Raw genomic sequence first — 15,117 nt, forward strand, 5'->3', positions numbered from 1 at the left:
CACTGATGGAGAGACAGAATTCACCGACAGCCCATCTGGCGAGGCTTGGCTTTCGTGAACCTCGGAGAGTAGCGGGCATGTTGTCCGGGTCTCCTTGGCTCGCAGCGTCTCTTGACGAAGAACATGACGATCTGCTGCGTGCGGTAGCTCGTACTGCGGATCCTGACTTGGCCATGCTTGGCGCGCTCACCGTGTTGGAATCTGCAGCTGCGGACCCGACCGTGCAGGCAGAGATACTCGAGACGCTCCGTTCTCCGGGGATGCCTCGCGATCGGCTTCTAGGAGTACTGGGCTTTTCCAGCGCATTGGCTCACCATCTGGCTCGCCACCCCGCGCAGTGGAGATATGCCGCGCATGCTGGTTTGCCGACTCCGCGAGACTGCATCGACCTGTTGCTCGACGCGGTCTCGGAAGAAAACCGGGGCAGTCACACCACTTATGACTCTTTGAGGGTCGCCTACCGTGGTCAGCTACTGACCATCGCAGCCCATGACGTGATTTGCCCGGAACCGGGAGATGCTCTTCCCTCGACCGCTGCGGCCTTGGCAGACCTGGCTTCGGCTGCGCTCGAAGCGGCACTGGCGGTTGCGCGTCAGGAACACCCTGAAGCGTCGGACGTCCGGCTCGCGGTGATCGGGATGGGCAAGTGCGGCGGACGTGAGCTGAACTACATCTCCGATGTCGATGTGATCTTTGTCGCAGAGCCGGGGGAGGGTATGTCGGAGGAGTACGCCCTGTCTGCTGCCACTGCGTTGGCTTCCACCCTGATGAGGGTGTGCTCCTCGTCGACCGCTGAGGGCAGTCTCTGGCAAGTCGATGCAGCTCTGCGCCCGGAGGGGAAGCAAGGGCCGCTGGTACGAACGCTCGCGAGCCATGTGCGCTACTACCGTCGTTGGGCGAAGACGTGGGAATTCCAGGCGCTGTTGAAAGCGCGTCCTGTGGCAGGTGACTCCGAACTAGGGCGCTCCTATGTGAGCGCCTTGTCGCCATTGGTCTGGGAAGCTGCCGGTCGACCGAATTTTGTCGATGACGTCCAGGCGATGCGTCGACGGGTGGAACGCCACGTTCCGGCTGCAGAGGCTCGACGTCAGCTGAAACTTGGCCCTGGCGGGCTACGTGACATCGAGTTCTGTGTCCAGCTGCTGCAGCTGGTCCACGGTCGTACCGATGAGTCCTTGCGCTCCCCCTGCACGCTGTCCGCCTTGTCTGCTTTGTCTGCCGGGGGATATGTCGGCCGGGAGGATGCAGCCCGACTGGACTCGGCTTATCGTTTTCTACGCTCCTTGGAGCATCGGGTGCAGGTCCATCGGATGCGGCGTACTCACCTGATGCCGACCGGTGAGGCGGATCTCCGACGTCTGGGGCGCTCGGTCGGGATGCGTTCAGATCCGGTCAGGGAAGTGACCGCAGCCTGGCAGGACGAGGCGCGAGAAGTCCGGCGGATCCATGAGAAACTCTTCTACCGTCCCCTGCTGGCTGCTGCAGCGAGATTGTCCTCCGACGATGTTCGGTTGACTCCTGAGGCGGCGAACGAACGCCTGAAGGCTTTGGGCTTCAGCGATCCCGCGGGTGCGATGCGTCACCTGCAGGCTTTGACCCAGGGAGTGAGCCGAACCGCCGCCATCCATCGTCAGTTGTTGCCGGTGATGTTGGGCTGGTTTGCTGACGAGGCAGATCCGGATGCAGGCCTGCTGGCTTTTCGGCGGGTGAGTGAATCTCTCGGTGCGACTCCGTGGTACGCGAAGATGCTGCGGGATTCGGGAGAGGCCGCCGAACGGCTGGCCCATGTCCTTGCACGAAGTCGCTTCGCCGGGGATCTGCTGGTTCGCATTCCGGAGGCTGTGCGCCTGCTGGGAGAGCCGGAGGGGCTTCTTCCTCGACGTCGTGATTCTCTTGCTGCGACGATGCACTCAGCGATCGCTCGTAAAGACGATGTCACCGCCGCAGTCGAAGCAGTGAGGACTATTCGTAGGCTTGAGTTGTTCCGGATTGCGGCTGCAGATTTGTCCGGGATGATCGACCCGGATGCCGTAGGGACGGCATTAACCGAGCTGACCGAGGCCTTCCTCGAAGCAACATTGGCGGCAGTAGTGCTCTGGTGGCGGGATGAACACCATGCGCCATTTCCTGCAGACATCGCAGTAGTGGGAATGGGCAGGCTGGGCGGCTACGAGATGGGTTACGGCTCCGATGCCGATGTTCTCTTCGTCCACCGGGCGCTTTCAGGGGTGTCGGACCAGGAAGCTCATGACGCGGTTTCCGCCGTGGTCGTCGAGTTGCGCAGGGCGCTGGGTCGTCCTGGTCCAGACCCGAGCCTGGAGGTTGATGCGGACCTGCGGCCGGAGGGGAAGGCCGGCCCGCTGTCCCGCACCTTGGAGGGCTACCAGGGCTACTACTCCCGGTGGGCGCAGCCGTGGGAATTCCACGCTCTCCTGCGGGCTCGGGTCGTCGCTGGTGATGACGGGCTCGGGAAGAGCTTCCTTTCCTTGGTGAACCCGTTGCGTTACCGGCCGGAGGGGCTCTCCGGGGCTGCTCTGCGTGACATTCGTAGGTTGAAGGCCCGGATGGAGTCTGAGCGTCTTCCTCGAGGTGCAGACCCGAGGACCCATGTGAAGCTGGGGCCGGGTGGTCTGTCCGATGTGGAGTGGACTGTGCAATGCCTGCAACTGATCCATGCCGGAGAGATACAGGCGCTGCGGACCACCCGTACGAAAGAGGCTTTGTCGGCGGAGGTGGCTGCTGGCGTGTTGTCTGCTGAGGATGCTGAAGTACTCGAACAGGCCTGGGCTGCGGCTTCGCGGATGCGAGATGCGAATCTGCTCTGGCGGGGGCGTGCCAGTGATGTGATTCCTGCGGATATTCGTGACTGCGAAGGTGTCTCGCGAATCTTGGGGCGGGACGCCGATCAAGGGTTCGCGCTTCGGGACGACCATGTCCGGGCTGCGCGTCGGGCGCGTACGGTGACAGAACGAATCTTCTACGGACGTGACGACAGCTGAGAGCGTGGAGCCAACGTCAAGTGAAATCCCTTGGAGCGGAGCGCATTCGGTGTGTGGCTCACGGCCACGTAACCTTGGGGACCATGGACGGGGGCTCTCCCGTCGGTGCGACTGGAGGTAGGCCATGACCGTGCGCGTATATCTGCTGGATGATCACGAGATCGTACGGCGAGGTCTACGTGAACTCTTGGAACTCGAGCAGGACATCGAGATCGTGGGTGAGTCGAGTTCCGCAGAAGAAGCCGAGCGGCGCATCCCCGCCTTGCGGCCCGACGTGGCCATCCTGGATGCGAGACTTCCCGATGGCTCAGGAATCGAAGTCTGTCGACACGTTCGCGCAGTGGATCCCACCATCGCAGGGCTGATCCTGACGTCGTTCGACGACGAGCGTGCTTTGGCTTCGGCGGTCCTGGCCGGAGCAGCTGGGTACCTGTTGAAAGATATCCATGGTTCTGATCTGGTCGAGGTCGTTCGAGCGGTGGCGCGTGGGGAGCGTCTGCTCAGTGACGAGGACATCGCAGGATTCCAGGAATCGTTGAGCCTGCCGGTCACGACCGATCCGAGACTCCGCAGTCTGACGCCTCAGGAGCGCCGGATCCTCCTGCATGTCGCGCAAGGCATGACCAACCGTCAGATCGGGCAAGAACTCTTCCTCGCCGAGAAGACTGTGAAGAATTACATCACTGCGGTGCTGGCCAAGCTGGGAATGGAGCGACGGACCCAGGCGGCGGTCTTCGCCGCGACCCACGCCGATCAACTTCAGGAACGACCCTGAGGTCGTTGATCAGCCACCGCACGACGCGAATCAATGCTATTGAACGTGCAAAACGACCGTTCGTCGTGGATATGTGGGTCGCTCGGCGCATGCGCCCAGAGTCCTTTCCGTCAGGGGACTTTGGGCCTTGCCCAGGCCTTCTGCCGCGACCAATCATGTTCCCATGACGACGACTAGGTGGCCGCATCATTCGGCCAGGAGGCCCTCAGTGGGCGATGTCGTCGCCGGCCTACTCGCGGGCGATGGATCAACGTCTGCAGTAGCACGTGCCGCTGTGCGAGAAGCAGTCTCACGGGGTGCGCGCGTACGTTTTCTTCAAGTGCTGCCCAGTGGGCTGACTCCGGAAGAACGTGCTGCCTGTGACGAATCGACCTTTGCCGCTGCGTTGAGAGCCCTTCGTGAAGCTCCTCGACTTCCAGTGACATTCGAAGTGGTCGATGGTGATCCAGGAGAAATTCTGTGTTCGCGCAGTGCCAGCGCTAGCGTCCTTGTCGTGGCGCATGACCTGCCTGGGGAGGAACAGGGCGTCGCGAACTACTGTTTCACCCACGCCGAATGCGATGTACTGACCGTTCACCCTGAAACAGCGAGCCGTATACCCCGATGAATATGTTGAGAACGTGCTGCTCAGCTAGCCGAAGAAGCGCAAGATCGGGCCACGTCCGCCGAAGCGGGGAAGCGCTCGACGGTTCGTTACCATCGACAGGTGAGTGATCCTGAGGAGGCCAGGCCGGCCCATGCCTTGGCGCGTGCCGCAGCTCTCGACATCGATGATCTGCTGGCGGAGATCAGGGCTCGCGCTGCGGGTGCGCAGGAGTCCCGGGAACGCCTGGCTGGTCTCCTCGACGCTGTCGTCGCGGTGAGTTCCAATCTGGACCTCCCTACAGTGCTCGCCCAAATCGTCGCTTCGGCATGTTCGCTGGTCGACGCCAGCTATGGAGCTCTAGGGATTATCGACGAGTCAGGGCAGCATCTGGTCGAATTCATCACCTATGGAGATATCCCGGGTGGCGTTCAGGGCGATCTCCCCACTGGACACGGAATCTTGGGTTTGTTGCTGCAAGATCCTCGCCCCCAGCGGATCGCGAATGTCTCCGAACACCCGTTGGCTGTCGATGTCCTTCCCCCAGGGCACCCGCCGGTAGATTCTTTTGTCGGTTCTCCGATCCGGGTCCGTGACCATATTTTCGGCAATCTCTATCTCACCCAGAAACGGGGCGCCTCGACTTTCAGCGAAGAGGACGAACAGCTGATCGTCGCGCTGGCGGCTGCAGCGGGCATCGCTATCGAGAACGCGCAGCTGTACCGACGTGCTAGCCGAAATCGTGACTGGGCCCGGGCGGTCGGTGAGTTGACCCAAACCCTTCTGGAGGGGCGAAACGAGCGCGGAGCACTGGCTCGTATGGTGAAACGGGCCCGCGATCTGGGCGAGGCTCAGCTCGCTGTCTTCGCCACGGTGGAAGAAGAGAGCGGGAATCTGGTGATCCAGGCCGCCGACAACGACGGGGAGGGGTCTCCGACTCTCATCGGTTCGATGCTGAGCAGCCCTCGGTGGCGGCTGGTCCTGGCCAACAAGGTGCCCTTGCTGTTGATGATCGACCCGGAAGACCGACATGTCGGTGAGCTGTCCGCTGATCTGCGGATGAGGGCGGACCTCAGTCCAGACGGCGTGACGGCCATCGTGCCGCTGACGGTCGGTGAGGTCGAGGTCGGCATCATCGTGCTGTGTTGGTCAGGAGAGCATCTTCGGAATGCTCTGGACACGATGGAGGTCCTGACGCCGTTCGCCGAACAGATGGGGTTGGCAGTCGAGGCTGCCCGTGCGCAGCGGGCACGCTCACGGACGGCGCTGCTCGAAGACCGCGATCGTATCGCCCGCGATATGCACGATCACGTCATCCAACGGTTGTACGCAACAGGTCTGTCCCTGCAGTCTGCTGCGCGTCGCGCCGATGGCCCGGTGCGCGACAAGATCGATGTAGCGGTCGACGAATTGGATGCTGCGGTGAAGGACATCCGACATGCCATCTTCGAACTGCACCATCAGATTCCCGAAGGTGGACTTGGTCCGGAGCTGGAAGCCATCGTGGAGAGTGCCAGCGAAGGATTCGGTTTCGTACCGGACGTGAGTTTCGAGGCATTGGGGGATATCCCCTTCGAATACGAAGCCGATGTCTTGGCTGTAGTGCGCGAGGCGCTGTCGAATATTGTTCGCCATGCCTGCGCGACAGATGCGCATGTATCGGTCGCGGCCATGGACGATATCGTCATCACCGTACGTGACAACGGAATCGGCATCCCCGAAGGCGCTGGACGCTCCGGATTGGTCAACCTGAGAGAACGCGCAGAAGCTCGTGGGGGCACCTGCTTCGCAAGCCCCCTGGACCCCAACGGTACTGAAGTGCTTTGGCGGGTACCGCTTCCTGGACGCTACGTTCCGGCTTCGGAACATGCAGTGACAGTCTGAAGAGCAGGAAAGCGATCCGCGCCGGTTACCAGGTGAGCAACGCCAGCCCTGCTGCCATTCCACCGCCGAAGCCGGCGAGGAAGATCCGATCACCGGAGCACAGTTCCCCTTGCCTGGCCGCTTGGTCCAAAGTGATACCCACTGATGCTGCGCCGGTGTTTCCGTACTTCTCGAGAGTGCGATGGGTCCGGGCCTGATCCAACCCAAGGGCAGGAACGAGTTCGTCCAACATCATGCCGTTGGCCTGATGCGGGATGAAATGATCGATGTCCTGAGGGGAGACCCCCGCTTCGGTGAAGAAAGAGGAAACGAGCGGAGGGAGCTCTTGGAGGACGAATTCCTTCACCGCACGTCCTTCCATGGTGAAGTACGCCAACCCGGTTTCATAATGAGTGTCCTCAGCAGGGAGACGGCTTCCGCCTGCAGGAACCATGATCTTGTCGTTCAAGGCGCCGAAAGTATGAAGACTGGTGGCGAGTACGCCATGTTCGCTGCCGTCGCTCGGTCCGAGTACTACTGCCCCTGCGCCGTCACCGAACAGGATCACTGTGCGTCGATCCTGTGGATTGAGGATCCTGCTGTAGACATCGGCCCCTATCACCAAGCCGTAGCCGCCGGTGGCAGCGATCAGGCGAGCCACCGTCGAGCCTGCGAAGACGAAACCGCTGCAGACTGCATTCATGTCGAACCCTGCAGCACGATGCGCCTGCAGGTTGTGCTGCACATAAGCAGCTGTCGGCGGCTGCGGACGGTCCGGGGTAGAGGTGGCTACCACGATGTAGGAGAGGTCGTCCGAGGTGATCCCGGCTGATTCGAGGGCTCGACGGCCTGCCTCGGTCGCCATATCAGAGGTTGCTTCGTCTTCGGCGACCCAGCGGCGTTCCCGGATCATGGTCTTGGAACGGATCCAGGCATCGTCCACGCCAGCGGGAGCACCGACCTCGTCATTGGTGACGATGCGCTCAGGGACATAAGCGCCCGTTCCCCACACGGCCACACCCATGATCGTCCTCCTCGGTCTCGGGATTATGTCGACCACTGTTGCACTGAGGAACCTGGACGGTTCCGGAGTCGTGGTGCGGCGGCGGTCACAATTTTCAGGGGTGATCGGGTCCTACCTCGATCCTCGGACAGCGAAGATGACGGTCGGGCAGTGGTGCGACGGCTGGCTGGAAGGTTATGTAACTCGGCGTCCGTCGACGGTGCGTCAAGCTCGCGTTCACATCAAGGCCATCAAACAGGAGTTCGCCGACAAGGAGCTCTCCGCAGTCCGGCCTTCAGACGCCAGGTCATGGACAGTCCGTCTGTCCGGGGAGTACGCGCCCAGTACGACTTACACGGTATATCGCCGTTTTGCGCAGATCATGGGGGACGCTGTCCATGACGGAATGATCCCCAGATCTTCGTGCTCTCGACGTACGTCACCTGGGCAAGCCCGTCCTCGCCCGTATGTTGCCACCACAGAGCAGGTATGGCGTCTGTATGACTCTCTTCCAGAGGGCCTTCGTCCAGCGATTCTGCTGGGTGCGTTTGTCGGGCTTCGGGTAGCTGAAGCGGATGCATTGCGGGTGTCGGACGTCGACTTCATGCGAGGCGTGGTGAACCCGACCATCCAGTACCCAGAGTAACCGTTGAAGACGGAGAGCAGCAGGACTCCGATTCCGATTCCGCAGGAGCTGTCACTGATGCTCTCTGCCGAGATCTCTAGGACCGGCGCCGATGTCCTGGTGACTAATCGGCGAGGAGAGCCGGCCACTCCCTGGGCCATCGAGCGAGCAGTCCGTGCAGTGTGAGGAGACGTTCAAGGGTTACCTGAAGGTTTTCGTTTCCATGACCTGAGGCATTATCTGGCTTCGCTGCTGATCGGGCGAGGTCGGGACGTGAAGGTTGTGCAGAGCCGTATGCGGCATGCCAACGCGATGACCATATTGAACACCTATGGTCATTTGTGGCCGGATGCAGACGAATCCGCACGATCTGCCATTGCCTCGGTGTTGACAGCTCGTGCGGACTCTCTGCGGACCAGGCATGCGATATAAGCGCTTTGACCTGCTCCTTCTCCTAGAGGTCGTAGTACATCTCGAACTCGTGGGGGTGCGGACGGAACCGGATCGGATCCACCTCGTTCAGGGTTTTCCATTCGATCCAGGTCTGGATGAGGTCTTCGGTGAAGACATCTCCTTCGAGGAGGTAGTCGTGGTCCTCGCTGAGCGCCTTCAGGACTTCGGGCAGGGAGCCAGGCACCTGCTGGATCGCGCTGTGCTCCTCCGGGGGGAGCTCGTAGAGATCCTTGTCCACCGGCTCTGGCGGCTCGATCCGGTTGCGGATCCCATCGAGACCAGCCATGAGCTGCGCAGCGAACGCCAGGTAGGGATTGGCTGAGGGGTCGGGGACTCGGAATTCGATCCGTTTGGCCTTGGGGCTGGTTCCGGCGATAGGAATCCTGATGCAGGCCGATCGGTTGCGTGCTGAGTACACCAGGTTGACCGGTGCTTCGTATCCAGGAACAAGCCTGTGGTAGCTGTTGACCGTAGGGTTGGTGAAAGCCAACAGGCTCGGCGCGTGGGCCAGAAGTCCGCCGATGTACCAGCGAGCCAGGTCGGACAGGCCGCCATATCCTTGCTCGTCGTAGAAGAGTGGCTTTCCGTCCTTCCAGAGGCTCTGATGAGTATGCATTCCGGAACCATTGTCACCGAAAACTGGTTTCGGCATGAAAGTCGCCGACTTGCCGCCTTCCCAGGCGACATTCTTGATGACGTACTTGAACTTCATCATGTCGTCGCCGCTGTGCAACAGCGTGTTGAACTTGTAGTTGATCTCCTGCTGACCAGCGCTACCGACCTCATGGTGGGAGCGCTCGACATCGAGGCCTACCTGGTCAAGGACGAGGCACATCTTGTCGCGCATGTCTGCGAAGTGGTCGACCGGCGGGACCGGGAAATATCCACCCTTTTGGCGAGTTTTGTACCCTTTGTTTCCTTCTGGATATTCTCGGCCGGTGTTCCAGTCTGCTTCTACTGCATCGATGTAGTAGAAACTGGCTTGAGCGCTGGTCTGGAAACGAATGTCATCGAAGACAAAGAACTCAGCTTCAGCTCCGAAGTAGGCAGTATCCGCGATTCCTGTGCTCTGGAGATAAGCCTCAGCTTTTGCCGCGATATTCCGAGGGTCTCGACTGTAAGGCTCATCGGTGAACGGGTCCACGATAGAGAAGTTCATGATGAGCGTCTTCTCCGCACGGAATGGGTCCAGATAAGCAGTTCCGATATCGGGAAGGAGCTTCATATCCGACTCATGGATGGCCTGGAAGCCACGGATGGAGCTGCCGTCGAAAGCTTGCCCCACGGTGAAGAAGTCTTCATCCACAGACTGAGCTGGAACGTTGAAGTGTTGCATGACGCCGGGGAGGTCGCAGAAGCGGATGTCGACGAATTTGACGTCTTCCGCCGCGATGTAGTCAAGAACCTCTTGCGGTGTGGTGAACAAAACCGGCCTCCTCGTCGGCGTGCTCTCAGAGCCTGCCGTCAGCTGCTTGCTGCATGTATCACCCCACACTAGGGGATGGGGATTTCTCGATCGTCACTCGGATGTTTCCCGAGTGTTACGGACGACAGGTTGCTCGTGTGAACGGGTCAGCTTTCGAGGAAGATCTACCGGTCACGCCGATTAGGCTGTTCAGGTGGTCAATCGTGAGGACATCGGATCCTGGCTCAACGGCCCCCAGCTGGGGGGTGATCCTGAAGATTATCCGGGGCAGCGGCTCGGGCTCCCGCAGAGTGGTCCGGGGTCGATTGGCAGATTATCTCGGCGAGTTCCCGCCCTGCTGATTGACTGGGGATTATGTCAATTAATCGCTGTGGGACTGCTGGAACACCGAATCGGCCAGGGAGGGATCAGCTCCTTCGCTCCGCTGCTGGTATTTCTGCTTGAGAACCTACTTCTGGTAGGGACGCTCGGCTGCACGATCGGCCATCGGATATGCGGACTCCGCGTAGTGCCACTGAGCGGAACATATACCGGTCCAGTGCGTGCACTCTGGCGAACCGTGCTTCTTTGCCTGGTTATCCCTGCCGTGGTCTGGGATCGAGACAGCAGAGGCATGCATGATCGGTGGGCTGGGACTTTGATCATTCGTACGTAGGCATCAGGGCCTACTTATTAGCCTGCTGATCAGCAGCTTTGCGGTAGAAGGCGACTGGAGTAATTCTCTCGGAGCCCTGCAAAATCCTTCTCCACGAATTTCAGCGTTGAGGCCCTCTGCCATTTTTATATAAATATGCGCATAGCGGACAATCTGTCGACTGGGCGTGTCAATGAAGCTGAAGAAAATTCGCCAGGAAGCCTTGAGACCCGATCGACTGACCGGTCGTCACCATAACAAGAGTGGCGGGTCAGCACATTGCATACTGACCCGCCACTCAGAGGCCTGCTCTGTCCAAGGGAGACCCTAACGCCGCTGCCCCTTCATGCCTCGCATTCGCTGAGGGTCGATGCCCTGCGGAACAGGAGGACGCATTCCGCCCATGGAGCGGAGCCGCTTGTCGATCGCTGGAACCTCATGCTTGGTCAAGACTTTCTTCAGGCTGTTCATCTTTTTGAGCAGGTTCTGAGAACTGGTCACCTCCGGGCCCTTTCCTGCGCCCACCCGAAAGACATGGATAGGAACATTGGGTGCGAGACGAGCGGTTCGCTTCTGCTCGCTGACCAAAAGCTTCGACGCTCGGCCAGCGGGCCCCTCGGCAATGAGGACAACTCCTGGCCGCCCAATCGCCCGGTATATCAGCGCTGCATGGCGGGGATCCCGAGAGCCACCGGCATCAGCGGCCACAGGCTCCTGCTGATAGGACCATCCCCGGCGGATACCGCTTAGCGCTGCACCTACCTCGCCAGGCTGACCGGCGATCTGTTTGTACACGCCTTTCTCAGCCTTTTTGGCCACCATCCACACGCAGGCCAGAAGCCCTAGCATCAGAACGAGAAAAGCGACATAAATGGGCTGCCCAATCGCCAGTCCCACAGCATATCCGACAGCTATAGAACCGAGGATAATAGCCGCAAGATATAGAGGAAGGCGCGGCTCAGCAGATTTGGCGAGGCTGAAGACCTGCTTGAACTGACTGAAACGCGTTTTCATCTTTGCGATGAAGCCGGGTGAATTAGGGTCCTTCGCTGCGCGCGCCATGGTCTGCGGTCATTCCTTCTGTGACATTGATGCGGTGGAGCAGGTGTGGTCAAAAGTTCTTGTGATTTAAGAAGCGGCAGGGTTGTTGCGGAGCAGGCTGGCGGCCTCCTGCCTAGGCGCCGCATGGTCCCTTTCGGAAAGATGTGCCAGGTGGGCAGGCACTTCACGGCCTGCTCTGCGCATCGCCTGCGCCCAGAGGCGCCCTGCGCGGTATGAGGAGCGGACCAGCGGTCCGGCCATCACGCCCACAAAGCCTTGCTCCGTGGCGTACTCGGACCAATGGACGAATTCTTGTGGTTTCACCCAGCGATCTACCGGATGATGCAAGGGTGAAGGACGAAGGTACTGAGTGATGGTAAGAATATCGCATCCTGATGATGCGAGATCTTTGATTGCCTGTTCAATCTCGGACTCTTCTTCACCCATGCCCAGAATGAGGTTAGATTTTGTGACGAGGTCGTCTTCCTTTGCCATACTGATAACTTTCAAAGAAGTTTCATAGCCAAAGGCGGGTCTGATCCGTTTGAAGATTCGCGGAACAGTTTCCAGATTATGTGCGAAGACTTCTGGCCGAGCATCGAAAACTTGACTCACCAGTTCGGGCCGTGCACCGAAGTCAGGGGGGAGGATCTCTACGCCTGTCGTCGGATTGGCCTCATGGATGGCTCGCACGGTATCGGCGTAGAGTTTTGCCGCCCCGTCAGGAAGGTCATCCCGGGCCACCCCGGTGACCGTGGCGTAGCGTAACCCGAGCTGCAGGACGGATTCAGCCACACGGCGTGGCTCGTCGAGATCCAAGGGTGCGGGTTTGCCCGAAGCGATATCGCAGAAGTCGCATCGACGAGTGCAGACGTCACCGCCGATGAGGAAGGTAGCCTCCCGGTCCTCCCAACACTCGAAGATGTTGGGGCATCCCGCTTCCTGGCAAACCGTGTGGAGCCCACCCTTCTTGACGAGCCCGTTCATCGCTGTGTACTCGGGGCCCATCTTCGCTGTCGTGCGAATCCAGGACGGCTTGCGCTCGATGGGCGTCTCAGCGTTGCGTGCCTCGATTCGAAGCAACCGCCGGCCGTCAGGCCCTGCACTCACGAGCTCTCCTTATTAGATGGTGACGTGTCCGTTCAAGAGTACGCCGCGACGAGGGGTGCACATGGCGTGCTGTGAGGCTTCGCGTCATCACAGAGTAGGCACAATCGCCCGGTGCGCCTATAGATGAGTAAAGACCTGCCGCGAAATCAACTTGAGGTCAAGAACTCAGTATGCGCGCGAGATGTTTTTCGATTGACGGCAGAACTTCCTGAACGGTCATCTCGCGTCCGACCTCTCTGGAGAGAGTCGTCACCCCAGCGTCCGTGATACCGCAAGGAATGATGACCTCACCCCAGCTCAGGTCACAGTTCACGTTGAGCGCAAAGCCATGCATGGTTACTTCTTGGCTCACTCGAATGCCGATCTGCCCGATCTTCCGCTCCGGACGGCTACCGTCAGCTGCGAGCCAGACACCGCTGCGCCCTTCGACTCGGATCGTCTCCACGCCGAAATCACCACAGGTCGAAGCCATCACCTCTTCCAAACGGCGTACATGCGCTACGACATCGACCGGATTACCTAGACGCACGATGGGATATCCCACCAATTGGCCCGGCCCATGCCAAGTGATCTTTCCGCCTCTGTCAACATCCACGACAGGAGTTCCGTCGGAGGGACGTTCGTGGGGTTCGGTGCGTTTTCCTGCTGTGTACACGGCAGCGTGTTCCAGGAGCAGGACCGTATCAGGTGCACGTCTGGCAACAACGTCTCCGTGCAGGGCCTTCTGGCGGTCCCAGGCGTAGAGGTAATCGACGTAGTCCGGCGCGAAACCTAGATGCTCGAAGCGCATGTGGATCACCTTAAGGGCCGTCGCATCGACCGACGAATCTCCCACCCATATCGGCATCTCATCTGCCTGTGGATAACTTTGCGCACCCTGCTGGGGAGGACGTCATAGTGGTCGAGCCGTCCGGCCGAAAGGGACAAGATGGACAATAGTCAGACGCCGACCCTCCCCGGGTTCACGCTTCATGCGCTACGAGGCCATGGAGCCACCAGCACCGTGTACTCCGCACGTCGTGATCTTGATGGTTGGGTTTGTGCGATCAAGGTTTTCGCTCACACCAGTGATGCACAAGATGCGGCTGCCCGAGAGGTGACTGCGCTTTCGGGAGTTCGGGTCTCTGGGCTGATCCGATTGCACGACGTCGTGACTACGACAGACGGACGTACCGCACTGGTCCTGGATCTGGCCGAGGGAGGCCCTCTTCGCGAGTTCGTTGAAGAGCGAGGCAAATTGACGCCACGCGAAGTTCTCGGAGTGGCCCGATCCGTTTTGGCTGTCCTGGTTGCGGTGCACTCGCGGAAGATCGTTCATGCGGATCTCTCCCCGAGCAACATTCTGATTTCGGCAGATGGGCGAGCTGTCGTGGGTGACCTCGGCAGCTCCCGGTTCGTGGAAGAATCTGGACATTCTTCGACAGGCTCCGGGACTAGAGGCTTCATTGCTCCTGAAGTCCTGTTGGGTATGCCTGTGTCTGCTGCTAGCGACATTTACGCTTTCGGTGCATCCATGTGGACGATACTCACCGGACAGATTCCCGGAGGCCTCCTTGAAGATACGCAAGGAGTACCCGAACACCCCACTGAACTGTTCGATCTTCTCCGATCCTGTCTTGCCGCAGAACCGGAACGCAGACCTACTGCGCAAGAAGCTCAGGCGATGTGTGAAACGCTGGGGCCGGACGAGCCGTTAAGTCTGCCGGACGGACCTGATCTCGGAGGGCGACTCACTCACCGGCTGCAGTGGCAGTCCGAGGAAATGGATCGCACAGAACATACAGGTACCTTGGCCGCTACGCTGAGCACCAGTAGAACAACGGCCAGACTGTCAGAAGCCAGACAAGTAGGCCGACACCGGGACGGACGGAACCCGCACCCTGCGGTCGTTCTTGCTGCGACCTGTGCACGTATGGCGACCTGCTACCAGATGCGCATTGCAGCATCAGCAGTATTGGGAATCTCGGCCGGGCTGGGTCTGTGGTGGGGGACTGCTGGCCCGGACACCATCGAAACCGCATCGATCACGCGTCCTGTACCAACGACGTCGACAACGAATCCGTCAACAGCAGGGGCGCGAGCGACGTCGACGCTGCCGACACAGCGGTCTTCCCCGCAGCCAAAAAATGAAGTGGCCACGGTTACCAAGCCTTCTGCAGGAGCGTCGACCACTGTTCCTCATTCAGCAGGTGCCGCTGATAAAGCTCTATCAGGAAAGTCTGCGTCGGAACCGGCTCAGATCCTGTCTGGGGTTCTGAACGCCAGGGCCTCAGCTTATGCTACCGCGGAGGTCACCGCCCTTGCGAACTGCTACGCACCGGATGCGCCTGGATACGACACTGCCACGTCTGATGTTGAACGACTGCGCAGGGCAGGAATCCAGTACAGAGGGTTGGCATATGTCGTTCGAGACGCTTCTCCGATCACTGGCGTCGGGACGGATCGACTTGCGGTGCAAGCCACAGTGGACACCAAGCCCTATCAGATCGTTCCGCAGGAGAAAGGTGACGGAGGAGTTCAGGTCCCTGCAGAACAGGGCATCCAACTGACCTATCAGCTTCAGCGCACCCCATTCGGTTGGCGCCTTGCTGGGATCGATCGTTGA

Annotated in this window: 13 protein-coding genes; 8 read left to right on the plus strand and 5 right to left on the minus strand. The window is 60.0% G+C overall.

Annotated elements, in window-relative coordinates:
- The first annotated feature begins 5 nt into the window (after nucleotides 1-5).
- From DX923_RS07515 to DX923_RS07530, 4 genes are all read left to right on the plus strand, one after another.
- On the plus strand, nucleotides 6-2,999 hold the full coding sequence (locus DX923_RS07515; protein ID WP_116113815.1) for a bifunctional [glutamine synthetase] adenylyltransferase/[glutamine synthetase]-adenylyl-L-tyrosine phosphorylase: 2,994 nt from the start codon (nucleotides 6-8) through the stop codon (nucleotides 2,997-2,999).
- 124 nt (nucleotides 3,000-3,123) lie between these two features.
- Nucleotides 3,124-3,774: a response regulator gene (locus DX923_RS07520; RefSeq protein WP_006502018.1), complete on the plus strand. Its 651-nt coding sequence runs from the start codon at nucleotides 3,124-3,126 to the stop codon at nucleotides 3,772-3,774.
- A gap of 163 nt (nucleotides 3,775-3,937) precedes the next feature.
- Nucleotides 3,938-4,381, plus strand: coding sequence for a universal stress protein (locus tag DX923_RS17135; protein ID WP_116113817.1), 444 nt, complete (start codon nucleotides 3,938-3,940; stop codon nucleotides 4,379-4,381).
- A 99-nt stretch (nucleotides 4,382-4,480) separates the two neighbouring features.
- On the plus strand, nucleotides 4,481-6,241 hold the full coding sequence (locus DX923_RS07530) for a GAF domain-containing sensor histidine kinase (RefSeq protein WP_116113819.1): 1,761 nt from the start codon (nucleotides 4,481-4,483) through the stop codon (nucleotides 6,239-6,241).
- A gap of 25 nt (nucleotides 6,242-6,266) precedes the next feature.
- Here DX923_RS07530 and DX923_RS07535 read toward each other — a convergent pair whose 3' ends face one another.
- Nucleotides 6,267-7,244 (minus strand): 3-oxoacyl-ACP synthase III family protein, encoded by a 978-nt coding sequence (locus tag DX923_RS07535; protein ID WP_116113820.1) that lies wholly within the window; start codon nucleotides 7,242-7,244, stop codon nucleotides 6,267-6,269.
- Nucleotides 7,245-7,344: 100 nt separating this feature from the next.
- Between DX923_RS07535 and DX923_RS16680 the strand changes: the two genes are divergently transcribed.
- Complete coding sequence (locus DX923_RS16680; protein ID WP_240322798.1) at nucleotides 7,345-7,869, plus strand: site-specific integrase; 525 nt, start codon at nucleotides 7,345-7,347, stop codon at nucleotides 7,867-7,869.
- 234 nt (nucleotides 7,870-8,103) lie between these two features.
- Nucleotides 8,104-8,280 (plus strand): hypothetical protein, encoded by a 177-nt coding sequence (locus tag DX923_RS16685; RefSeq protein WP_240322825.1) that lies wholly within the window; start codon nucleotides 8,104-8,106, stop codon nucleotides 8,278-8,280.
- 22 nt (nucleotides 8,281-8,302) lie between these two features.
- Here DX923_RS16685 and glnA read toward each other — a convergent pair whose 3' ends face one another.
- Nucleotides 8,303-9,727, minus strand: a complete 1,425-nt coding sequence (gene glnA, locus DX923_RS07545) for a type I glutamate--ammonia ligase (protein ID WP_116113822.1) — start codon at nucleotides 9,725-9,727, stop codon at nucleotides 8,303-8,305.
- A gap of 193 nt (nucleotides 9,728-9,920) precedes the next feature.
- On the opposite strand from glnA, the gene DX923_RS07550 reads away from it, so the two are divergent.
- Nucleotides 9,921-10,382, plus strand: a complete 462-nt coding sequence (locus DX923_RS07550; RefSeq protein WP_116113824.1) for an RDD family protein — start codon at nucleotides 9,921-9,923, stop codon at nucleotides 10,380-10,382.
- A 306-nt stretch (nucleotides 10,383-10,688) separates the two neighbouring features.
- Here the strand turns inward: DX923_RS07550 and DX923_RS07555 are convergent, their stop codons facing one another.
- The 3 genes from DX923_RS07555 to lipB all read right to left on the minus strand — a co-directional run bounded on the left by DX923_RS07555 (nucleotide 10,689) and on the right by lipB (nucleotide 13,302).
- Nucleotides 10,689-11,423, minus strand: coding sequence for a DUF4191 domain-containing protein (locus DX923_RS07555; protein ID WP_116113825.1), 735 nt, complete (start codon nucleotides 11,421-11,423; stop codon nucleotides 10,689-10,691).
- A gap of 66 nt (nucleotides 11,424-11,489) precedes the next feature.
- Nucleotides 11,490-12,512 (minus strand): lipoyl synthase, encoded by a 1,023-nt coding sequence (gene lipA / locus DX923_RS07560; RefSeq protein ID WP_116113827.1) that lies wholly within the window; start codon nucleotides 12,510-12,512, stop codon nucleotides 11,490-11,492.
- A 157-nt stretch (nucleotides 12,513-12,669) separates the two neighbouring features.
- Nucleotides 12,670-13,302, minus strand: a complete 633-nt coding sequence (gene lipB / locus DX923_RS07565; protein WP_116116221.1) for a lipoyl(octanoyl) transferase LipB — start codon at nucleotides 13,300-13,302, stop codon at nucleotides 12,670-12,672.
- A 138-nt stretch (nucleotides 13,303-13,440) separates the two neighbouring features.
- Between lipB and DX923_RS17140 the strand changes: the two genes are divergently transcribed.
- Nucleotides 13,441-15,117 (plus strand): serine/threonine-protein kinase, encoded by a 1,677-nt coding sequence (locus tag DX923_RS17140; protein ID WP_116113829.1) that lies wholly within the window; start codon nucleotides 13,441-13,443, stop codon nucleotides 15,115-15,117.

Origin of the sequence: Austwickia chelonae (assembly GCF_003391095.1) — a bacterium.
Lineage (GTDB): Bacteria > Actinomycetota > Actinomycetes > Actinomycetales > Dermatophilaceae > Austwickia > Austwickia chelonae_A.

Bases quoted from the DNA above. Each gene is read 5' to 3' on its own strand.
- DX923_RS17140 (WP_116113829.1), top strand. From the start codon at position 13,441: ATGGACAATAGTCAGACGCCGACCCTCCCCGGGTTCACGCTTCATGCG.
- lipB (WP_116116221.1), bottom strand. From the start codon at position 13,302: ATGCGCTTCGAGCATCTAGGTTTCGCGCCGGACTACGTCGATTACCTC.
- DX923_RS07555 (WP_116113825.1), bottom strand. From the start codon at position 11,423: ATGGCGCGCGCAGCGAAGGACCCTAATTCACCCGGCTTCATCGCAAAG.
- DX923_RS07535 (WP_116113820.1), bottom strand. From the start codon at position 7,244: ATGGGTGTGGCCGTGTGGGGAACGGGCGCTTATGTCCCTGAGCGCATC.
- DX923_RS07515 (WP_116113815.1), top strand. From the start codon at position 6: ATGGAGAGACAGAATTCACCGACAGCCCATCTGGCGAGGCTTGGCTTT.
- DX923_RS17135 (WP_116113817.1), top strand. From the start codon at position 3,938: ATGACGACGACTAGGTGGCCGCATCATTCGGCCAGGAGGCCCTCAGTG.
- DX923_RS07520 (WP_006502018.1), top strand. From the start codon at position 3,124: ATGACCGTGCGCGTATATCTGCTGGATGATCACGAGATCGTACGGCGA.